The sequence below is a fragment of the Aquitalea magnusonii genome (assembly GCF_003202035.1).
GTDB classification, from domain to species: domain Bacteria; phylum Pseudomonadota; class Gammaproteobacteria; order Burkholderiales; family Chromobacteriaceae; genus Aquitalea; species Aquitalea magnusonii.
The window spans coordinates 341,851-361,509 of record NZ_QJKC01000001.1 but is presented as its reverse complement, the minus strand read 5'-3'; the positions used below and the strand labels follow the sequence as shown (position 1 = coordinate 361,509).

Here is a 19,659-nt window from a genome sequence, read left to right as displayed (position 1 = left end):
GTGGTGTGCCGGTATCGGCTGGCTGGATGAATTCATGGCGGCCCTCTGCTGACGATAGGTCGCCGCAGGCGAGGGCACGGCGCGCCGGCAATGGGCGGCACGGTGCATTCCCCCGGTACACCCCGCCCGGATTCAGCCCGCGTCGACACGGATGACGGCCGGTCTCCTGGCTCGCGCTTCTTTACCCGGCATCGCCTTCCCGGTTGGCCCCGGTGGCATCGTGATGCGGACTCGTCGCTTACAGTTGCGGGGGCAGCTGCGGTGTCTCACCGCATTCCCGTTTCACCCCTGGCGGGGCACCGTCATTGAAGCGCGCATGATACGTGACAACAGGGTAAATGGGAATTCTGCGGCTTGATTTTCAAAGCCTTTCCCATTGTGTCAGTGCGGTTTCCAGTCGCTGCCAGCCGGCCTCGTCGGGCGGTAAACCAAAGCGCAGGCTGGGGCCGTCGGCAAACTGGCGCACCAGAATGCCGCGGCTGGCCAGAAAGTCGAACAGCGCCGGGCAATGCGCCCCGTGCAGCCACTGGAACAGGCGGCTGCCGCCTGCCGGAGTCAGGCCGTAGTCTTGCAATAGCTGCTGCAGGCGCTGGCTGTCGGCGGCCAGTTGCCCGCGCATTGCCAGTTGCCAGGCATGGTCCTGCAAGGCCAGTTTCACCACTTCACGGGCCGGGCCGTTGATGCTCCACGGGCCGATGGCCTCGGCCAGTTGTTGCAGCAGGGCCGGCCAGGCAAACACAAAGCCCACCCGCGCCCCGGCCAGGCCAAAGAACTTGCCGATGGAACGCAGCACGATCAGCCCCGGCAGGCCCACATCCCCCAGCAGGCTGTGTTCCGGCGTGGCATCCATGAAGGCTTCGTCAATGACCAGCCAGCCGCCGCGGCTGGCCAGCCGGGCGCGCCAGTCCTGCAACTGCTCGCGGGCAAAGGTGGTGCCGGTGGGGTTGTTGGGGTGGCATAGCAGCAGTACGTCCAGTTCATCAAGCGCCGTGTCGATGTCCTCGGGCGCATGACGGCTGAGCGTGTGGCCGTGCTGTTCCCAGTGCCAGGGGTGTTCGGCATAACAGAGAGGCAGCATGCCCACCCGGCAGGGCGGGCGCAGCGTCGGCAGTAGCTGGATGGCAGGCTGGGAACCGGCCACCGGCAGCAGCAGCGGGCTGCCGTAGTAATCCGCCGCGGCTTGTTCCAGGCCGTCATTATCCTCCGGCAGCCGTTGCCAGCTGCGTGGGCTGATGGCCGGCACCGGCCAGCCTTGCGGGTTCAGCCCGGTGGACAGGTCCAGCCAGTCTGGTACGGCAATGCCGTATTGCGCTGCGGCACGCAGGATGCCACCACCGTGTTCAAGCATGAGTAAGACTCCAGTTGAGCAAGCCAGCCAGCAAGGCCAGCACCACCCATAGCCACAGGCTACGCTGTACCAGGGCGATGGCGCGGGCGATGTCTTCGGCCACCGGCGGGCGTTGCAGGCCCAGGGTGGGGCGTTGCTTCAGCTTGCCGTGATAACTGGCGGCACCGCCCAGCAGCACGCCCAGCGCACCGGCACCGGCGGCCATCACCGGGCCGGCATTGGGGCTGTACCAGCTGGGGGCCTGGGCGCGCCAGCATTGCCAGCCCTGGCGGGTGTGGCCCAGCAGGATGTAGGTCAGCGCGCTAAGGCGGGCGGGAATCAGGTTGAGCACATCGTCAAAGCGCGCGGCGGCCCAGCCAAAGTGCAAAAAGCGTTCGTTGCGGTAGCCCCACATGGCGTCCAGGGTATTGGCGGCGCGGTATAGCACCACGCCCGGTGCGCCCAGCAGCAAAAACCAGAACACGGCGGCAAAAATGGCATCGCTGCCGTTTTCCAGCACCGATTCGATGGTAGCGCGCGCCACCGCGGTTTCGTCCAGCTCGCTGGTGTTGCGGCTGACGATCATCGACACCTTGTAACGGGCCAGCGGCAGGTCACCGGCGCGCAGCGCATCCAGCACCGCCTGGGCATGTTCGCGCAGGCTTTGTGCGCCAATGGCCAGATACAGCAACAAGACCGAGGCCAGTTGGCCCAGCCACGGCAGGCGCGCTAGCCAGCAGGCGAGGCCGGTCAACGGCAGCAGCAACAGGCTGATGCCCAGCACGCCGCGCAAACGCATGCGCCACACCGGTTCGTCCTGAGGTGTGACCGGGTAAAGGGCATGCTCCACCTTGCGCACCAGATAGCCATAGCCCACCAGCGGATGCCAACGGCGCGGTTCGCCCAGCAGGCGGTCCAGCACCACGGCCAACAACAGAAATACAGCTGAAATCACGTCACGCGCCTATATAATCGCCGGTTTCCGGACAGTCGCTTAGTGCGCTGTCCTACCGTGGAAGAGCGCCATTTTAGGGGGCTTCCCGAAAAAATGCGCGCCGGAGAACAGCATGACCGCCAAAACCATCATGATTCAGGGCACCACTTCGGATGCCGGCAAGAGCACCTTTGCCATCGGCCTGTGCCGTTTGCTGGCGCGGCGCGGCCTGCGCGTGGCCCCGTTCAAGCCGCAGAACATGGCGCTGAACAGTGCGGTGACGGTGGATGGCGGCGAGATTGGCCGCTCGCAAGCGGTGCAGGCGCTGGCCTGTGGCGTGGAGCCGCACACCGACATGAACCCGGTGCTGCTCAAACCCAATAGCCATACCGGCTCCCAGCTCATCATCCAGGGACGGGCGGTGGGCAATATGGACGCGGTGTCCTACCACGCCTACAAACCGGTTGCGATGCAGGCGGTGTTGCAGTCGCACGCGCGGCTGGCCACGCAATACCAGTGCATCGTGGTGGAAGGGGCGGGCAGCCCGGCGGAAATCAATCTGCGCGAGGGGGACATCGCCAATATGGGCTTTGCCGAGGCGGTGGACTGCCCGGTGCTGCTGGTGGCGGATATCGAACGCGGCGGGGTGTTTGCCCATCTGGTGGGGACGCTGGAATTGCTGTCCGACAGCGAACGCGCGCGGGTGGTGGGGCTGGTGATCAACCGCTTCCGCGGCGACCCGGCGCTGTTGCAATCCGGCGTGGAGTGGGTGGAGCAGCGCACCGGCAAGCCGGTGCTGGGCGTGCTGCCTTATCTGAATGGCCTGCATATCGAGGCGGAAGACAGCCTGGCGCTCAATCGTCCGCAAGGCGAGCAGACCCCGCAGCAGACGCTGCGCGTGGTGGTGCCGGTGCTGCCGCGCATCAGCAACCATACCGATTTCGACCCGCTACGCCTGCATCCGCAGGTGGAGCTGCTGCTGGTCAAACCCGGCCAGCCGCTGCCGCCGGCTGACCTGATCATCCTGCCTGGCAGCAAGAGCGTGCGGGCTGATCTGGCCAGCCTACGCGCCGCGGGGTGGGAGGCGGCCATTGCCCGCCACCTGCGCTATGGCGGCAAGCTGATCGGCATTTGTGGCGGCCTGCAAATGCTGGGCCAGCAGCTGCACGACCCGCTGGGGCTGGAAGGCGAGGCGGGCAGCAGTGACGGGTTGGGCTGGCTGGAGATGGAAACCACGCTGGCCACGCACAAGCAGCTGACACGGGTAAGCGGCCAGCTGACGCTGGCTGGCGCCGCGGTGAGCGGCTATGAAATCCACATGGGGGTCAGCACTGGTGCGGCACTGGCGCAGCCTGCGGTGCGGCTGGAGGATGGCCGCTGCGACGGAGCCATCAGCGCCGATGGCCAGATTCTGGCCACCTATCTGCACGGCGTGTTCGATCAACCGCAAAGCCTAGCCGCCCTGCTGGCATGGGCCGGGCTGGCCGCACCGCAGCCGCTGGACTACCCGGCCATCCGCGAAGCGCATATCGAAGGGCTGGCCGACATGCTGCAGCAGCATCTGGACCTGACGCCGCTGGCCGGCTGGCTGCCCTGAGCGCGGGGCCTGATTCAGCGCCACTAATACAAACCCTGCGGCTGCCTTGCGCCTCCTTGCCGTACTCTTTGTACTGTCTGCGTCGGCGCGTCTTGCCCAGGGTCGCCACGCTATTTTGTCAGCCGCTCTTACTGGTTTATTTCAATATCCAGTGTCTGCATGGCCTGGCTGAAGCCCAGCACATGCGGTGCCGGCAACTCCACGCTAACCCCCTTGTACTGGGTCACCACCGATGCTGACGGCTTGTTGTTGAAGCTGCGCATGCCATACACGGTGTTGCTGTGCGTGCTGCCCACGAATAGCCGCAGCGGGGCTTGCAGCCGTATTGCCTCGGCAACGGCAGCCGCTGGCAGCTCGACATACTGCTTCCAGCTGCAGTAGCCCTCTCCCGGCGTGGCCCGGCACTGGAAATCCTGTAGCGGCTGGCTGCGCGAGTAAGCGCTTAGCAGCAGCATGCGCCGGCGCCCGGCAGCATCCTGCCACCATACATGCAGTTGTTCGGCATCCTGCTGCTGCACCTGGGCCAGCGGCTGATTGCGCGCGGCCAGCGGTGTCACTGCCAGGTAGTTGCCGCTGGCCGTGATGTCCAGCGCCAGCCGGTAGGCATAATCGCCGCTGGCACTGTGATTGCTGGCCAGCAAGCTGGCCCTGGCGCTGAGCCTGCCCCTGAAGCGGGCATCGCCAGTCTGCTGTTCTGCCCCAAAGCTGCGCTCGGCGCGGTAAGTGATGATTTTGCTGCAATCCGGACAATCCGCTTGCCCGGTTTCCTTGCGGATGGGGCCGGCCGGACCATCCGGCAAGGCCGGGGCGTGGCTGGCGCAGGCGCTGAGCAAGCTGCCCAGCAAAAGAGAAATCACAGTCTTGTTCATGGCTTGCCTTGGCTAGGGCCGGTTAACGCTCTTTTACGGTGGCGGCTGGCGCGTGGATGCAGCACTGCGCGGCATGGCGCGCTTGCCCCTTGGCCTGCTGCATTCTTCGTCAGGCAGTGACAAGCGTGCACGGCCTGCGCCGCAGAGCACGCGCTGGCAGCAGGTCTGGCGCATTTCATGCGCAGCGCGACTTTACCGTGACTGGCCGCCACTGCCACCGGCAACACCACCAACTTGATGAAAATTTACATTGGCGGCCTGGCCTGCAGGCGCTGCCAGGGTTGCCTGTTTTGCATCAATTAAAATTATTCAATAGAGACAATATATATATTTTCCGTATCCAGAGCCTTTCCCTAGACTGCAGTGGTCAGGCCGGCGCGCCACCCGAGCCGCCCGGCATTCCCGTCGCGGCCCTTTGCTGCCGGCGGCGGAGCATACACAGGGGAGGAGACAACGATGGTGATGGAAAAGACAGACACGCTGGTCATCGGCGCCGGCCAGGCCGGCATCGCCCTGAGCGAACACCTGAGCCAGCTGGACGTGCCGCATCTGGTGCTGGAGCGCCAGCGCATAGCCGAACGCTGGCGCTCCCAGCGCTGGGATTCACTGGTGTGCAATGGCCCGGCCTGGCACGACCGTTTTCCCGGGCTGGCGATTGCGGATGTGGCAGCGGATGCCTTTGCGGCAAAAGAGCAGGTGGCGGATTACCTGGAAGCCTATGCCCGCCATTTCAAGGCACCCATCCGCACCGGGGTGGAGGTGACGCGGGTGACGCGCAATAGCGGCCGTCCGGGCTTTACCGTGGAAACCAGTGCCGGCCTGATCGAAGCACAGCGCGTGGTGGCCGCCACCGGCCCTTTCCAGCGGCCGCTGATTCCACCCATCCTGCCTGAGCAGCCGGGCATCACCCAGCTGCATTCCGCAGCCTATCGCAATCCGCAGCAGCTGCCGGCGGGAGCGGTGCTGGTGGTGGGTTCGGGTTCTTCCGGCGTGCAGATTGCCGACGAACTGCACCGCGCCAACAGAAAGGTCTATCTGTCGGTTGGCCCGCATGACCGGCCGCCCCGCAGCTATCGCCAGCGCGATTTTTGCTGGTGGCTGGGTGTGCTGGGCGAGTGGGATGCGCAGAAAGTCCAGCCGGGGCGCGAGCATGTCACCATTGCCGTCAGCGGTGCGCGCGGTGGGCATACGGTGGATTTTCGCCGGCTGGCCGAGCAGGGCATTACCCTGCTGGGGATGACCCGCGACTACGCGCAGGGTGTGCTGCGCTTCCAGCCGGATCTGGCGGCCAATATCGCAGCCGGCGATGCCAATTACCTGGCGCTGCTGGATGCCGCCGATGCCTATATCGAGCGCAACGGGCTGGACCTGCCGCCCGAGCCGCAAGCGCGCCTGATCGGGCCGGACCCGGCCTGTGTCAGTCATCCGCTGCTCGAGCTGGATCTGGCCGCCGCTGGCATCACCACGGTTATCTGGGCCACCGGTTTTGCCGTCGACTACAGCTGGCTGCAGGTCGATACCTTCGATGACAAGGGCAAGCCCTTGCACCAGCGTGGCATCTCCGCCGAGCCCGGCGTGTACTTTCTTGGCCTGCCCTGGCTGTCGCGCCGTGGTTCCAGCTTTATCTGGGGCGTCTGGCACGATGCCAAGTTCATCGCTGACCACATCGCCACCCAGCGCAAATACCAGGCGTATCAGGTGGCGGCGGCTCAGCCTGCCACCGCACCGGCCTGAAACAACAGCCCGGCCAATCAGACACATCCGGGCTGGCCCGCCAGCCCGTCATCCACTGCAAGGAGGTGAAATATGGCTCACAAGCGCATCCGTCCGTTCAATACCAAAGAAACCTATCCGGAACAAAAGCTCGACAATGATCTGTGCCAGGCCGTGGTGGCCGGCAATATCGTCTTTCTGCGCGGGCAGATCGGCCAGGATCTGGACACGCGTGAATCGGTGGGTATCGGCGATGTCGCCGTCCAGACTGAAAAAGCCATGGCCAATGTGAAAATGCTGCTGGAGGAGTCGGGCAGCTGTCTGGATCACGTGTGCAAGATCGTCATTTACCTGGTGGACACCCGTTATCGCGAAACGGTGTACCAGATCGTGGGCAAGTGGCTGAAAGGGGTGTATCCGGTGTCCACCGGGCTGGTGATTTCGGCGCTGGCCCGGCCGGAATGGCTGGTGGAAATCGACATCACCGCCGTCATCCCCGAGGGCTATCAGCCATGACCTTCTCCATCGCGGCGCGCTGCCCGGAAACCGGCATGCTGGGGGTGGCGGTGGCTTCATCCAGCATTGCCGTCGCCAGCCGTTGCTGCCACCTGCAGGCCGGGGTGGGGGCGGTGATGAGCCAGAATGTCACCAATCCACTGCTGGGCCCTTTGGCCTTGCAAGCCATGGCCAGCGGATTGCGCGGCGCTGCCTTGCTGCAGCAGCTGGCGCAGGCCGATCCTTACCTGCAATGGCGGCAGCTATTGCTGCTGCCGGCCCGTGGCGAGGGTAGCACCTTTAGCGGCCAGCATGCGCTGGGTATCCACGCCACCGCCAGCGGTGCAGATTGCCTTGCCGGTGGCAATATCCTGCATGGTGACTCCATACCGCAGCAGATGGTGGCTGCCTTTGCCGCCAGCAGCGGCCATCTTGCTGATCGCCTGCTGGCGGCCATGCAGGCTGCCGTGGCGGCGGGCGGGGAGGCCGGCCCCATCCATGCGGCTGGCCTCAAGCTGGTGGCCAGCCAGGCATGGCCGGTGATCGACCTGCGCATTGACTGGAGCGATGGTGAACCCATCGCCGAATTAAGCCAGTTATGGCAGCGCTATCGTCCGCAGATGCAGGACTACATCACGCGGGCAGAAAACCCCGAGCACGCCCCCGGCTTTGCCGTGCCCGGCGTGGCGGCCTCACGCTGACGGGTAGGCTGGCGCCGGCATGCCCGCCCGCGCCAGTTTGCTCGATCCGCCCATTGAGCAAGCCAGCGGGCAGATTTGCCCGTTTTCCCTGTGTCAGGGCATGAGCGCCGGCCTGCAATGGCGCTGCAGCAGGGCGGCAGCCCGGTGCTGGCTGCCGGCTTGACCAGCCCAAGCCCCTTGTCACCGCGGTTTTCCCGGCATTAAACCATCCATGCCACTCCCAAAATATTCACGTCATGGCCAGTGCCAGCCAAGGCTTTATTGCCTGCGATAAAGCGTTCCGGTGAAGGGTTGTTTTGTTGATCTGCATCAAGCGCCACTGTGTTGACTAAATATTAGCGAATCATTATATTAACGATTCATTATTATTTGCGCCTGCTCTTGACGGAGCAGGTCATTGTGATTGGCGAAAACAAATGCAGTACATCCGCCAGCAAGCCGTGGCCATGGCCGATGAAGAATCGGCAAATATTTGCTGCGCCATACCCTGAATAAACAAAAGGTGAGCATTAACATGAGTGGATATAACGCAGTTCTGGCAAGAAATACGGCAAATGCTCCTGTGAATATGGGTCCTTGTTCGCAGACCGCCGCTTTCTCTCATTACAATAATCTGTCGGCGCAATTGCCGCTTGATCCGCTATCAGGCCAATTGGTAGCCGGCGGCGTCACCGAGCAGGCCGAACAGTGCTTCAAAAACCTGCAGGCCATTATCGAAAGCATCGACCATGTCATGGATGATGTGGTCAGAATCAGCATCTTCCTCAAGAATATTGCTGATCTGGACGCGGTAAACCAGGTCTATGCCAGCTTTTTCCCGGCTTATCGTCCTGCCTTGACCACCGTCGCGGTAGCCGCATTGCCGCTGGGCGCACTGGTGCAAGTGGAAGCCCTGGTTTCCAATGGCGAAGGGACCATTCCGCATGCACCGCAAGCCGGTGATCTGGTGAAAATCGCCAAAAATAGCGAAAAGGCACCGCTTAGCCCCTTGTCGACCCAGAGCGTGGCTTTTTCCCACTACAACAATATCTCGGCGCAATTGCCGCTTGATCCGTTATCCGGTCAATTGGTAGCAGGTGGCGTGAAAGAACAAACTGCGCAATGCCTGAAAAACGTCAAGGCGATTCTGCAAGAGATTGATGTGCCTTTTGACGATATCGTCAAGGTTAATGTCTTTCTGAAAAACCTGGCGGATATCGATGCCGTCAATGAAGTTTATACGACCTTTTTCCCGGATTCGGCCATTGCCCGTGCCGTAGCCTATTTCCCGGCCCGTACCGTGATTGCCGCCGCCGCATTGCCGCTGGATGCACTGGTGCAAATCGAAGTGGTGGTATCGCATGGCGATGGCACGCCGCCGCAAGCGGTGGAAGACCGCCACGGCATCGTCATCAAGGCCAATAACAAGGCAGCCGCGCCGCAAGACCGGCTGTCCAGCCAGAGCGTGGCCTTCTCGCATTACAACCATCTGTCTGCCCAGCTGCCGCTGGATGCTGCCAGTGGTGCGCTGGTGGCCGGTGGCGTCAAGGAGCAGGCTGCGCAGTGCCTGAAGAATATCCAGGCCATTGTCGAAAGCATCGGTCACCAGCTGGCTGATGTGGTCAAGGTGAATATCTTCCTCCGGAATATCGAAGATATCGCAGCGGTCGACGCGGTTTACGCCAGCTTCTTCCCGACTGGCACGCCGGCCCGCCGTATTGTTGCGGTGGCAGCGCTGCCGGGCAATGCGCTGCTGCAGATGGATGCCGTGGTATCGCACGCCGAAGGTACTGCTCCGCAAGCCTAAGCCCTACTTGCCGGAACGGGCGAAAACGCTTTGTTCCAGTCAAAAAGAAAGCCGGGTAAATACCCGGCTTTCTTTTTTTGTGTGCAGATAATCTGTGCCCTATGGCGTGGCGGCCAGAACGCTAAGGCCATGGCTGCCACGCAGGATGATGGTGTCAGTGTGCCTGGCTGGTATCGGCCACCCGTGTCGGACGCGGAGCCAGCCAGATGGCGCAGGCAGCCACCACAAAGGACAGACCGGTCAGCCAGAAGATCTGGTTGGTAGCCAGCATGATGCTTTGCGATTGCAGCATCTGGCCCAGCTGGGCGGTGGCGGCATCCATGCTCAGGCCGCTGTCGTGCAGCGTGCGCAAGGTGCTGCCCGTGCTGTCCAGGCTGCCGACCAGATCGGCATGGTTGTAGCTGGCCTTGTCATCCCAGGCGGTAGTCACCAGCGAGGTGGCAAACGCCCCGGACAGGGTGCGCATAAAGCTCATCAGCCCGGCGGCGGCAGCCATTTCCTGCGGTTCGACGCTGGCCATGGCCAGGCCGGTGAGCGGCACGAAGAAGAAGGGCATGCCCACACCCTGAAACAACAGCGGCAAGGCCACTTGCCAGAAACCCATGTCGGTGCTGGAAAAGCTGCGATACAGCGTGACGCCGCCCAGCCACATCACCCCCATGAATACCAATGGCCGCGGGTCCACGCGGGTGGACAGCTGTGCCACCAGCGGGGCCACCAGTACCGCCAGAATGCCGCTCATCGCCGTGGCATGGCCGGCTTCGGTGGCGGTATAGCCCATATAGCTTTGCAGCCATTGCGGGGTCAGCACCGTGGCGCCAAAGAAAGAGCCGAAGGCCAGCGAGATGGTAAGCACACTGGCCCAGTAGCCGCGGTGGCGGAATACCCGCAGGTTCACCACCGGGTTACGCTCGGTCAGTTCCCAGATCAGGAAGGCGGCAAAGCCGATGGCGGCGGTCACGGCCAGTGCGATGATCTCGGCGGAATTGAACCAGTCCAGGTTCTTGCCTTCATCCAGCATGATTTGCAGCGCCGCCACCCATACCACCAGCAGGCCAAGGCCAACGGCATCGACGCGGATTTTCTCGCGCAGGCTTTCCTGGCTTTTCAGCAACTGCCAGCCGGCATAGCCGCACAGCATGGTGATGGGGACGTTGATCCAGAAAATCCACGGCCAGCTGACCTGGTCGCACAGCACCCCACCCAGGATCGGCCCCATGATGGGCGCGATCAGCGTGGTCATGCTCCACAGGCCAATGGCGGCACCGGTTTTCTCCTTGGGGAAAATCCGCAGCAGCAGGGTTTGCGACATCGGCATCAGCGGGCCGCCGGCCAGACCTTGCAGCACGCGGAACAGCACCAGGGTTTCCAGCGAACCGGCCATGCCGCACAGCAGGGAAAACAGGCCGAACAGCACCATGGAGCCGATGAACAGCCGCACCGTCCCCAGCCGGGCGGCCAGCCAGCCGGTAAGCGGCACGGTGATGGCTTCGGCCACGGCGTAGGAGGTGATCACATAAGTGCCCTGGCTGGAGGAAACTGCCAGGCCGCCGGCAATATTGGGCACCGACACATTGGCAATGGTGGTGTCCAGTACGGCGACAAAGTTGGCGGCGGCCAGCACCATGGCGGCCAGCCACAGGGTATTGCCCTGCAGCGGCTGCGGGGCGGTGGAGTTTGGGCTGCTGGACATGGCTTACTCGCTATGGCCGGTGCTGGCGGTATCGATGGTCACTTCCATCGACAGGCCCACTTGCAGTGGATGGGCGCGCAGTTCGGCCGGGTCCAGCGCAATGCGTACCGGCAGGCGTTGTACCACCTTGATCCAGTTGCCGGTGGCGTTTTGCGCCGGGATGGTGGCAAACGCGGCACCGGAACCGCCGGACAGGCCGGCCACCTTGCCGTGGTAAGTGATGCGGCTGCCATAGAGGTCGGCGGTCAGGGTGGCCGGCTGGCCGATGCGTACCTTGTCCAGCTGTACTTCCTTGAAGTTGGCGTCCACATGCACCTGCTGCAGCGGCACTACCGACATCAGCTGGGTGCCGGACTGCACGCGCTGGCCGGTTTGCACCTGGCGCTTGGCCACCACGCCATCTACCGGGGCGCGGATCACGGTGCGCGCCAGGTCGAGGCGGGCCTGGTCACGCTTGGCGCGGGCCAGTGCCACTTCGGGGTTGTTGTCTAGCGTGGTGTTGACGGTGAGGGTCTGGTTGGCCTTGAGCGAGCCCTGCGCGGCGCGGGCATTGGCCTCGGCCTGCTTGGCGGCGGCTTCGGCGGCGCTCAGGCTGGCGCTGGCGGTGCTGAACACGTTTTGCGCATTGCTCAGTTCCTCACCGGATACCGAGCCACTTTTGGCCAGGGCCTGGCGGCGCTTCAGGTCCAGCTCGGCGCGTTGCAGGTCGGCGCGGGCGGAAGCCAGTTGCGCATTGCTGCGCGCCTGCTCGGCAAGGCGCGCCTGGATCTGCGCCTGCAAGCCTTCATCGCTGGCCAGATAGCCTTGTACACGGCGTTCGGCACGGGCCAGCTCGGCCTCGGCCTGGGCCAGGTTCAGCTTGGCATCGCTGTCGTCCAGACGGGCGAGAATGTCGCCGCGCTTGACCGCCTGGGTGTCCACCGCCAGCACTTCGCGCACGGTGCCGCTGACTTCCGGGGTGACCTGGGCGATCTCGGCTGCAACATAGGCATTGTCGGTGCTGACATGGTGCGAGGCCACCAGCGTCCAGTAGCTGCCGGCTGCCACGGCGCCAAGGGCGACGGCGCTGCCGAGCAGGATAAACAGTTTCTTGCGTTTGGCCAGGCGCAGCTGGTCGCTGGCTTGCGGGGCAGCACTGGCGGGAAGGGTTTGGCTGATTTCACTCATGATGGTTCTCTAGTATGCGGTTTGTCTGTGTGTGGGCCGGGGGGTGGGCTCAGGCTTGCTGATAGCCGCCGCCCAGTGCCTTGATCAGGTTGACGTCGAGCAATAGCTGGCGGGTTTCCAGGCTGGCGGCGTTGCGGCGGCAGCTGATGACGCTGTCTTCGGCATTCAGCACGTCCAGATAACTGGCCAGGCCGCCCTGGTAGCGGTTCTGCATGACCTGGTAGGCCTGCTCGGCGGTTTGCAGTGCCAGGCGGCGCTGTTCCAGCTGTGGCGCCAGTTCCTGTTGCTGCGCCATCACGTCGGCGACATCATGCAGGGCCTGGGTCAGGGTCTGGTTGTAGCTGGCCACGGCTTCGTCGTATTCGGCGCGGGCCACGCGGTAATTGCCTTGCAGTGCGCCGCCACGGAAGATGGGCAGCGAAATGGCCGGGCCGACGCCGCCCACATCCGAGCCGCTCTTGCCCAGCAGGCTCAGGCCCAGCGACTGCACGCCCAGATAGGCCGACAGATTGACATTGGGGTAGAACGCCGCGTGTGCCACATCGATGCGGCGGGCGGCGGCTTCGGCGCGCAGGCGGGCGGCCGCCAGGTCGGGCCGGCGGCCCAGCAGGTCGGCCTGCAAGGTGGCGGGCAGGCCCTGGGCGTGCAGCAGGCTGGCTTGCGGGCGGGCAATGGCCAGCCCGCGATCCGGCCCGGCACCCATCAGGGCGGCGAGGCTGTAGCGCTGCTGGGCAATGGCCTGGCGTGCGGCGCTGAGGTCGGCACTGGCCCCGGCGGCGCGCGATTCGGCCTGGCGCAGGCTGCCCAGGGTTTCCAGGCCGTTGTCGTAGCGCTGTTGCAGCAGTTCGACGCTGTGACGGCGGACCGCCAGTGCTTGCTCGGCCGCATCCTGTTCGGCAAACAGGCGCGCCAGTTCGGCATAGGCTGCGGCAATCGCGCTGGTCAGGGTCAGCCGGCTTTGTGCGGCTTCCGCCTCGGCCGCGGCCAGTTCCGAGCTGGCGGCGGCTACTGCGGCGCGGTTCTTGCCCCAGAAATCGAACTCGTAGCTGAAGTTCAGCTCTACGCTGGCAGAGTTGTTATAGCCATGTGGCACATAGGCGACCGGCATGCCGTTGTTATAGCTTTGCTTGAGCTTGGTGACCGAGCTGTCCAGGCTGGCGCTGGGCAGCCGGCTGGCTCCGGCCTGTTCGGCCTGGCCTGCTGCTTTGGCCAGCCGCGCCTGGGCGGCGGCAAGGTCGGGGGCGTTGCTCAGCGCCTCCTGCATGATGGCATTGAGCTGACTGTCGTTATACTCCTGCCACCAGTTGCTGTTGGCCCATTGGGCGGTGCTGGCGGGCAGGCTTTGCTGACTGGCCAGTTCGGCAGTGGTTTTGCTGCGGGCGGCCGGGCCCAGTTCTGGTACGCTGGCGCAGCCGGTCAGCAACAGGCTGCCCAGCAGCGAAAGTTGCAGCAAGGAGTGCCGGCGGCGCATGCTTGATGTGGTGTCCATAATATTGCCAAGGTCTTTAACTGTACGGTACGGTACTGTTATAATGCAGGCAAATCTTATCGTCAAGAAAAACTGTACAGTTTGGTACTGTTTCGGAGTGTGAATGCGTACAAAAAGCGAAGAACGCCGTCAGCACATGGTGGCGACGGCGGCGGAAGTGTTCTTGCAGCGTGGCTACGAGGCTACGTCGATGGCGGAAATCTGTAGCCGGGTGGGTGGCTCCAAGGCCACGCTGTATGGCTATTTCAAATCAAAAGAAGAGCTGTTTTTAAGCGTGATGAAGATGCTGGCCGAGGAGCGCATGTCGCAGGCCTATGCGCGACTGGTGCCGGGCGGGGATATTGTTGCCTCCTTGCAGGCTTTTGCCGAAAACTACCTGCAGGTCATCCTGGGGCCGGATTTGATGGCCATGCGCGGCATCATTGTCGGCGAGCTGGTGCGTGCCGGCGCGGCGCAGCAGTTTTATGATGCCGGCCCGCGCCAGGGTTGGAACAAGGTGGCGGCCTATCTGGAGGCGGAAATGACCGCCGGGCGGCTGCGCCAGGCGGATGGCTGGGTGGCTGCCATGCATTTGCTGTCCCTGGTACAGGCTGAGTATCAGCAGACTTTCATGATAGGTGTGGTGAGCGAGGATGAGCTGAGCCTGCTGCAAGAGCGGGTGACGCGGGGTGTGCAGGTATTCATGGCCTGGTACGGCGTGTAGTGGCTTGTGGTATGGCCAGGTAATCCAAGACTGGATGCCGCGCACTGCTTGCTGCCCATGTGTGAAGCACTGCAGGCAAGGAATGATGATGAAGATTGTTGGCTTGTTGCTCATGCTGTGTTCAGGCGCGGCGCTGGCTGGTCCCGTTTTTGCAAACTACACGGAAGAGCAAACCATCGGTTGGGCGGCCGTGTCTCCGGCAGTGGCCGGTTTGATCGTCCGTTCTGATGCGGACTTGCAGTTGCAGGCCGACGAGGAAATGGCAGAGAAAAACCTCAAGCCCGGCGACTATCGGCAGTTCTTCGTCAGCCGCAAGCTTCCCCTGGCTGCGGATGGCAGGACTTTTCTTTTCGTTCGGCCCAAATCTTCCCCGTATTTCCGGACTTTCTATGGCGCACATACCTTCTGCCACTGGATTGTCGATGATAGAAACAACATTCTCTACGACGGCAATTCGGATGCTTTCCAGCTGCTGGACAGTCGTAGCAATGGCCTGAAGGACATCCAGGAGGCGCAATGCCATGGTGGCAAGTGCTACTTGGTGAAGCTTTCCTTCAAGGCTGGAAAATACCAAGAGACCTCATGCACCACGCAGGATATCGACAGCGGCAAGCTTAGCCAGGGCTGTGATGCAGGCCAGTAAGCTGATGGACTGGGCTGGTTCGTAGTTTGTCGTTGGCACGATCAGTGCGCGTAGCCTGGTCTGGCTGCAGAAATCAAAAAAGCACCGTTACTCAGGAATGAGTACGGTGCTTTTTTATTAAGTGCGCAGCATAAAGGCCGGTGCGCGGTTTCTCATGCTGCCAGCATGCTGTTCAGTTGCACAGGGTTTTCAGGTACTGACCGGCATTGAAGAGGTCGCGCTCGATGGCGCGGCGCACCGCCGACGGGTCCTGCCGTTGCAGGGCGCGCATCATGTCTTCATGACAGTCGTTCATGATGCTCCACACATGCGGGTCCTGGTGCAGCTGGTTGGAGATGGGGCCGACGTGCAGCCACACGCTTTCAATCAGGGCCAGCAGCATGGCCGAGCCGGAGGCGCGGTACAGGGTGATGTGAAACTCTTCGTTGGCCGTCAGATAGCCTTTGACGTCGTGCTCCTTGATGGCCTGTTCCATGGTGGCGGTCAGTTGTTCCAGCAACTTGAAGTCGGCGCTGCTCAGATTACGTGCGCCTTTTTCGGCCGCTTCGCCCTCCAGCAGCATGCGGGTTTGCAGGATGTCATCAAACTGGGTGCGGCTCAGCTGCGGGACGGTCACGCCACAATTGGGAATGTTGGCCAGGGCCTTTTCCGCCACCAGGCGTTGCAGGGCCGTGCGCACCGGCATTTCACCGACCTGCATGTCCTGTGCCAGTTGTTTGATCTTGAGTCGTTCGCCGGGTAGCCAGCGGCCGAGTGACAGCCATTGGCGCAGCGTGGTGTAGGTTTCGTCCTGCAGAGTGGAGGAGGCTGAAGTCTTCATCGTTGGCGGGTCGGTGAGTATTGGAGTTTGCCACAAGGATACCATAGCAGTGGCGGTGCTGTGATGCTTGGCTTTGTTTTGTTTATTTGATCAAATATTGACATTGAATCTCTGTCTTACTATGATTCGTTTCAGCTTTGATTCCGGTATTTACATTTAATTTCATTCGGGTTGGTGCGGTATTGGAATGTAGGCTATTTTTGCATTTATGATCATAAAGGAGAAATCATGCATGAACATTTGCACAGCTTCATTCGTGAACACAATATCCATGAGGTGGAATGCGTCATTCCCGACATGACCGGCGTGGCGCGCGGCAAGATTGTGCCGCGCGATCTGTTTCTGGCAGAGGCCAGCATGAAGATGTCGCGGGCGGTGCTGACCATCACCGTCAATGGTGAATTTGCCGAATTCGAACGCTTTGTCGGAGCCAACGATCCGGACATGGTGTGCGTGCCGGACCCGTCGTCCATCCGCTTGGTGCCCTGGGCCATCGAGCCGGTGGCGGTGGTGATCCACGATTGCGAGGATTTCGATGGCCAGCCGATTGGCATTTCGCCGCGCGCAGTGCTGCGGCGCGTGCTCAAGCTGTATGCCGAGCGTGGCTGGCGGCCGGTGGTGGCGCCGGAGATGGAGTTCTACCTGATCCGCCAGAACAGCAATCCGCACGAACCCCTGCGTCCGCCCACCGGCCGTGCCGGGCGTTCCGAAGTAGGGCGGCAGTCCTTCTCCATCGATGCCGTCAACGACTTCGATCCCTTCTTCCAGGAGCTGTCCACCTTCTGTCAGCAGGCCAAGCTGAATGTGGAAACGCTGATCCATGAGGTAGGTGCCTGCCAGATGGAGATCAACTTTGCCCATGGTGATGCCATGGAACTGGCCGATCAGGTGTTTCTGTTCAAGCGTGCCGTGCGCGAAACCGCCTATCGGCACAATATCTTCGCCACCTTCATGGCCAAGCCGATGGAGGGTGAGCCGGGCAGTGCCATGCATATCCACCAGAGCATTGTCGACAGCACTAGCGGCGAAAACATCTTTTCGGCAGCCGATGGCACGGCCACCCCGCTGTTTTTCCAGCACATTGCCGGCATGCAGAAATACCTGCCGCTGGTGATGCCCATGCTGGCACCGTATGTGAATTCCTATCGCCGGCTCAGCCGCCATGCGGCCGCCCCCATCAATGTGCGCTGGGGCTATGACAACCGTACCTGCGGCATCCGCATTCCGCCGTCCGGCCCCAGTGCGCGCAGGCTGGAAAACCGCGTGCCGGGGGTGGATGTGAACCCCTATCTGGCGATGGCTGCCACCCTGGCCTGTGGCTATCTGGGCATGGTGCAGCAACTGCAAGCCAGCGAGCCGATGAGCGACAGTGCCTATGATCTGGATTTCGAGCTGCCACGCAGCCTGGAAGATGCCGTGGCGCTGATGCAGGACTGTCCCGAATTGTCGGAAATTCTGGGCGAGCAGTTTGTGCAGGCTTTCTGCGCGGTGAAGGAAAAGGAATTCGAAACCTTCAATCGCGGCATTACCGCCTGGGAACGCGAACACCTGCAGCTGCACGTATGACATGATGGCGGGCGGCTGCCCGCACAGAGCAAGATCAAGGAGAGATGGATGACTACACGACACGGCATCAACTGGGACAAGGCCCTGCAACTGCATGCGCAGGAGCGGGAGCGCTTTATCGCGGCGCGGCCGCAATCGCGCCAGCTGTCGGAGCAGGCCGGGCAGCATCTGCTGTTTGGTGTGCCGCTACACTGGATGGACGACTGGTCCACCCCCTTCACCCTGTATGTGAAGCAGGCGCAGGGTGCCAGCTTTGAGGATGTGGACGGCAATCAGTATGTCGATTTCTGTCTGGGCGATACCGGCGCCATGTTTGGTCACGGCCCGGCGCCGGTGGCCAAGGCGGTGGCGGCGCAGGCCGCGCGCGGCATCACCACCATGCTGCCGTCGGAAGATGCGGTCTGGGTGGCCAGCGAGCTGGCGCGCCGCTTTGGCTTGCCGTACTGGCAGTTTGCCATGACCGCCACCGACGCCAACCGCTTTGCCTTGCGCTGGGCGCGGGCCGCCACCGGCCGCCAGCAATTGCTGGTATTCAATGGCTGCTACCACGGCACCATTGACGATGTGTTTGTCGACCTGGTGGATGGCAAGCCGGTGCAGCGCGCCAGCCTGCTGGGGCAGGTCTACGACCTGACGCAATACACCCGCGTGGTGGAATTCAATGATCTGGCCGCGCTGGAAGCGGCGCTACAGGACGGGCAGGTGGCCTGCCTGCTGGCCGAACCGGCCATGACCAATATCGGCATGGTGCTGCCCGATCCCGGCTACTGGGAAGCGGCACAAGCGCTGTGCCGCCGTTACGGCACGCTGCTGATCATGGATGAAACCCACACCATCAGCACCGGCATGGGTGGCTATAGCCGCGCCCATGGCCTGACGCCGGACATGATGGTGCTGGGCAAGCCCATGGGCGGCGGGGTACCGTGCGCGGTATACGGTTTTTCTGCGGAAATGGCCGAGCGGGCGCAGCAGGCCAAGCGCGAGGCGGTACCGGGGCATAGCGGCATCGGCACCACGCTGACCGCCAACATGCTGGCCATGGCCGCGATGCGTGCCAATCTGGCCGAGGTGATGACCGAACAGGCGTATGCCCATATGTTCGCCCTGGCCGGCCAGCTGGCCGAGGGGCTGCGTGCCGTCATTGCCCGCCATCAGCTGCCGTGGTGTGTCACCCAGGTGGGGGCGCGTACCGAGTTCCAGTTCACCGCCACCCCGCCGCGCAATGGCAGCGAGGCCGATGCCATTCTGGATAGCGATATGGAGCACATCATCCATCTCTACCTGCTTAACCGCGGTCTGCTGATCACCCCTTTCCACAATATGTTGCTGGTGTGCCCGCAGACCACGTCGGCCGATGTCGAAAGGCTGGTGGAGGCTTTCGACAGCTTTGTGCAGCAGGTGCGCTGATACCGCCGACCCAAACGCTGCCGTAGCCTGGCGCCGCCTTGCCGCGGCGGCGTCAGGTCATCCCAGGCCGCCGTTACGGCGGCCTGTTTCAATCCGCCGCCGGGTCGGCGGTGACGCTGAACTGCTCGCCGATACTGAAAAAGCTGCCGCCGGCAATATAGTGCAGGCTGCGCTTGTCATCGTGGCCGTCAAACTGCCAATGGCCATCGTGCCACACCGCCGGGTCGGCTCTGGCGAATACAACTTCGCCGATAAACAGATCATATTGCTGCTGATTATGCGGCTCGCTGATGATGCGGCATTCCAGATAGGCAATGCAGCCCGCCACATGCGGCGCAGCCACCTGCTTGCCAGCCACCGGCTCCAGGCCGCAGGCCGCAAACTTGTCCACCTCCTTGCCACTGATGCTGCCCGCCTTGAGCACTTGCCCGGCCTGTGCCCGGCAGGGGACGTTCAGCACGAATTCGCCGGAGGCTTCCATCAATTCACGGGTATGGGTGGCCTTGTCGACCACCACCAATACCTTGGGTGGGGAGAAATCCAGCGGCATGGCCCAGGCGGCGGCCATCACATTGCGCTGACTGCCATGGGCGCTGGATACCAGCACGGTGGGGCCGTGGTTCAGCAGGCGATAGCATTTGGCCAGATCGACATCAACAAGGGTGCTCATGAGGATTTTCCGCAAGATGGAGATGGCGGATTCTAGCAATATCCCGCAGACCTCAGCCAGAACCTTGCCGATGGCGTGT

17 protein-coding genes and 1 riboswitch are annotated in these 19,659 nt (G+C 62.7%); of the genes, 9 read left to right on the top strand and 8 right to left on the bottom strand.

Going from position 1 to position 19,659, the window contains the following annotated elements; genetic code table 11:
* Window positions 1–139: 139 nt before the first annotated feature.
* Window positions 140–319: riboswitch (cobalamin riboswitch) on the bottom strand.
* A 42-nt stretch (window positions 320–361) separates the two neighbouring features.
* Both cobD and cbiB read right to left on the bottom strand, forming a co-directional pair.
* On the bottom strand, window positions 362–1,348 hold the full coding sequence (cobD, locus tag DFR38_RS01665) for a threonine-phosphate decarboxylase CobD (protein ID WP_059286160.1): 987 nt from the start codon (window positions 1,346–1,348) through the stop codon (window positions 362–364).
* Window positions 1,341–2,282 carry an adenosylcobinamide-phosphate synthase CbiB gene (cbiB, locus tag DFR38_RS01660; protein ID WP_059286161.1) on the bottom strand — a complete coding sequence of 314 codons (942 nt, stop codon included), beginning with the start codon at window positions 2,280–2,282 and terminating at the stop codon, window positions 1,341–1,343. The genes cobD and cbiB overlap by 8 nt, the downstream gene beginning before the upstream one ends.
* 112 nt (window positions 2,283–2,394) lie before the next feature.
* Between cbiB and DFR38_RS01655 the strand changes: the two genes are divergently transcribed.
* Window positions 2,395–3,858 carry a cobyric acid synthase gene (locus tag DFR38_RS01655; RefSeq protein WP_110312900.1) on the top strand — a complete coding sequence of 488 codons (1,464 nt, stop codon included), beginning with the start codon at window positions 2,395–2,397 and terminating at the stop codon, window positions 3,856–3,858.
* A 128-nt stretch (window positions 3,859–3,986) separates the two neighbouring features.
* On the opposite strand, the gene DFR38_RS01650 is transcribed toward DFR38_RS01655, so the two are convergent.
* On the bottom strand, window positions 3,987–4,727 hold the full coding sequence (locus DFR38_RS01650; RefSeq protein ID WP_059286162.1) for a hypothetical protein: 741 nt from the start codon (window positions 4,725–4,727) through the stop codon (window positions 3,987–3,989).
* 462 nt (window positions 4,728–5,189) lie between these two features.
* On the opposite strand from DFR38_RS01650, the gene DFR38_RS01645 reads away from it, so the two are divergent.
* The 4 genes from DFR38_RS01645 to DFR38_RS01630 all read left to right on the top strand — a co-directional run bounded on the left by DFR38_RS01645 (window position 5,190) and on the right by DFR38_RS01630 (window position 9,422).
* Window positions 5,190–6,461 (top strand): flavin-containing monooxygenase, encoded by a 1,272-nt coding sequence (locus DFR38_RS01645; protein ID WP_244909879.1) that lies wholly within the window; start codon window positions 5,190–5,192, stop codon window positions 6,459–6,461.
* Between the two features lie 72 nt (window positions 6,462–6,533).
* Entirely contained in the window at window positions 6,534–6,956 is a 423-nt protein-coding gene (locus DFR38_RS01640) for a RidA family protein (RefSeq protein ID WP_059286163.1), read from the top strand.
* Window positions 6,953–7,636 carry a DUF1028 domain-containing protein gene (locus DFR38_RS01635; RefSeq protein WP_059286164.1) on the top strand — a complete coding sequence of 228 codons (684 nt, stop codon included), beginning with the start codon at window positions 6,953–6,955 and terminating at the stop codon, window positions 7,634–7,636. The genes DFR38_RS01640 and DFR38_RS01635 overlap by 4 nt, the downstream gene beginning before the upstream one ends.
* A 562-nt stretch (window positions 7,637–8,198) precedes the next feature.
* Window positions 8,199–9,422, top strand: coding sequence for a Rid family hydrolase (locus DFR38_RS01630; protein ID WP_275576144.1), 1,224 nt, complete (start codon window positions 8,199–8,201; stop codon window positions 9,420–9,422).
* 154 nt (window positions 9,423–9,576) lie between these two features.
* Here the strand turns inward: DFR38_RS01630 and DFR38_RS01625 are convergent, their stop codons facing one another.
* The 3 genes from DFR38_RS01625 to DFR38_RS01615 are packed head-to-tail and all read right to left on the bottom strand — an operon-like array spanning window position 9,577 to window position 13,771.
* Window positions 9,577–11,115, bottom strand: coding sequence for a DHA2 family efflux MFS transporter permease subunit (locus DFR38_RS01625; protein WP_059286165.1), 1,539 nt, complete (start codon window positions 11,113–11,115; stop codon window positions 9,577–9,579).
* 3 nt (window positions 11,116–11,118) lie between these two features.
* A complete protein-coding gene (locus DFR38_RS01620) occupies window positions 11,119–12,282 on the bottom strand; it encodes an HlyD family efflux transporter periplasmic adaptor subunit (RefSeq protein WP_199053661.1) in 1,164 nt (387 codons plus the stop codon).
* Between the two features lie 49 nt (window positions 12,283–12,331).
* The gene (locus DFR38_RS01615; RefSeq protein ID WP_110312898.1) at window positions 12,332–13,771 is read right to left on the bottom strand and encodes an efflux transporter outer membrane subunit; all 1,440 of its coding nucleotides are present in this window, start codon (window positions 13,769–13,771) and stop codon (window positions 12,332–12,334) included.
* A 103-nt stretch (window positions 13,772–13,874) separates the two neighbouring features.
* Between DFR38_RS01615 and DFR38_RS01610 the strand changes: the two genes are divergently transcribed.
* Together DFR38_RS01610 and DFR38_RS01605 are read left to right on the top strand one after the other, a co-directional pair.
* Entirely contained in the window at window positions 13,875–14,474 is a 600-nt protein-coding gene (locus DFR38_RS01610) for a TetR/AcrR family transcriptional regulator (protein WP_082693535.1), read from the top strand.
* A gap of 82 nt (window positions 14,475–14,556) precedes the next feature.
* Window positions 14,557–15,117, top strand: a complete 561-nt coding sequence (locus DFR38_RS01605) for a hypothetical protein (protein ID WP_059286695.1) — start codon at window positions 14,557–14,559, stop codon at window positions 15,115–15,117.
* A gap of 172 nt (window positions 15,118–15,289) precedes the next feature.
* Here DFR38_RS01605 and DFR38_RS01600 read toward each other — a convergent pair whose 3' ends face one another.
* Window positions 15,290–15,937, bottom strand: coding sequence for a GntR family transcriptional regulator (locus DFR38_RS01600; RefSeq protein WP_059286694.1), 648 nt, complete (start codon window positions 15,935–15,937; stop codon window positions 15,290–15,292).
* A 228-nt stretch (window positions 15,938–16,165) separates the two neighbouring features.
* Between DFR38_RS01600 and DFR38_RS01595 the strand changes: the two genes are divergently transcribed.
* Together DFR38_RS01595 and DFR38_RS01590 are read left to right on the top strand one after the other, a co-directional pair.
* Window positions 16,166–17,503 (top strand): glutamine synthetase family protein, encoded by a 1,338-nt coding sequence (locus tag DFR38_RS01595; protein ID WP_059286693.1) that lies wholly within the window; start codon window positions 16,166–16,168, stop codon window positions 17,501–17,503.
* Between the two features lie 48 nt (window positions 17,504–17,551).
* On the top strand, window positions 17,552–18,910 hold the full coding sequence (locus DFR38_RS01590; protein ID WP_110312897.1) for an aspartate aminotransferase family protein: 1,359 nt from the start codon (window positions 17,552–17,554) through the stop codon (window positions 18,908–18,910).
* A gap of 88 nt (window positions 18,911–18,998) precedes the next feature.
* Here the strand turns inward: DFR38_RS01590 and DFR38_RS01585 are convergent, their stop codons facing one another.
* On the bottom strand, window positions 18,999–19,580 hold the full coding sequence (locus DFR38_RS01585) for a flavin reductase family protein (protein WP_059286692.1): 582 nt from the start codon (window positions 19,578–19,580) through the stop codon (window positions 18,999–19,001).
* Between the last annotated feature and the right edge of the window lie 79 nt (window positions 19,581–19,659).

What these genes read in the sequence shown, in the direction of transcription:
- cobD (WP_059286160.1), bottom strand. Translation starts at nt 1,348, where the DNA reads ATGCTTGAACACGGTGGTGGCATCCTGCGTGCCGCAGCGCAATACGGC.
- DFR38_RS01655 (WP_110312900.1), top strand. Translation starts at nt 2,395, where the DNA reads ATGACCGCCAAAACCATCATGATTCAGGGCACCACTTCGGATGCCGGC.
- DFR38_RS01650 (WP_059286162.1), bottom strand. Translation starts at nt 4,727, where the DNA reads ATGAACAAGACTGTGATTTCTCTTTTGCTGGGCAGCTTGCTCAGCGCC.
- DFR38_RS01645 (WP_244909879.1), top strand. Translation starts at nt 5,190, where the DNA reads ATGGAAAAGACAGACACGCTGGTCATCGGCGCCGGCCAGGCCGGCATC.
- DFR38_RS01640 (WP_059286163.1), top strand. Translation starts at nt 6,534, where the DNA reads ATGGCTCACAAGCGCATCCGTCCGTTCAATACCAAAGAAACCTATCCG.
- DFR38_RS01635 (WP_059286164.1), top strand. Translation starts at nt 6,953, where the DNA reads ATGACCTTCTCCATCGCGGCGCGCTGCCCGGAAACCGGCATGCTGGGG.
- DFR38_RS01625 (WP_059286165.1), bottom strand. Translation starts at nt 11,115, where the DNA reads ATGTCCAGCAGCCCAAACTCCACCGCCCCGCAGCCGCTGCAGGGCAAT.
- DFR38_RS01620 (WP_199053661.1), bottom strand. Translation starts at nt 12,282, where the DNA reads ATGAGTGAAATCAGCCAAACCCTTCCCGCCAGTGCTGCCCCGCAAGCC.
- DFR38_RS01615 (WP_110312898.1), bottom strand. Translation starts at nt 13,771, where the DNA reads ATGGACACCACATCAAGCATGCGCCGCCGGCACTCCTTGCTGCAACTT.
- DFR38_RS01610 (WP_082693535.1), top strand. Translation starts at nt 13,875, where the DNA reads ATGCGTACAAAAAGCGAAGAACGCCGTCAGCACATGGTGGCGACGGCG.
- DFR38_RS01605 (WP_059286695.1), top strand. Translation starts at nt 14,557, where the DNA reads ATGATGATGAAGATTGTTGGCTTGTTGCTCATGCTGTGTTCAGGCGCG.
- DFR38_RS01600 (WP_059286694.1), bottom strand. Translation starts at nt 15,937, where the DNA reads ATGAAGACTTCAGCCTCCTCCACTCTGCAGGACGAAACCTACACCACG.
- DFR38_RS01595 (WP_059286693.1), top strand. Translation starts at nt 16,166, where the DNA reads ATGCATGAACATTTGCACAGCTTCATTCGTGAACACAATATCCATGAG.
- DFR38_RS01590 (WP_110312897.1), top strand. Translation starts at nt 17,552, where the DNA reads ATGACTACACGACACGGCATCAACTGGGACAAGGCCCTGCAACTGCAT.
- DFR38_RS01585 (WP_059286692.1), bottom strand. Translation starts at nt 19,580, where the DNA reads ATGAGCACCCTTGTTGATGTCGATCTGGCCAAATGCTATCGCCTGCTG.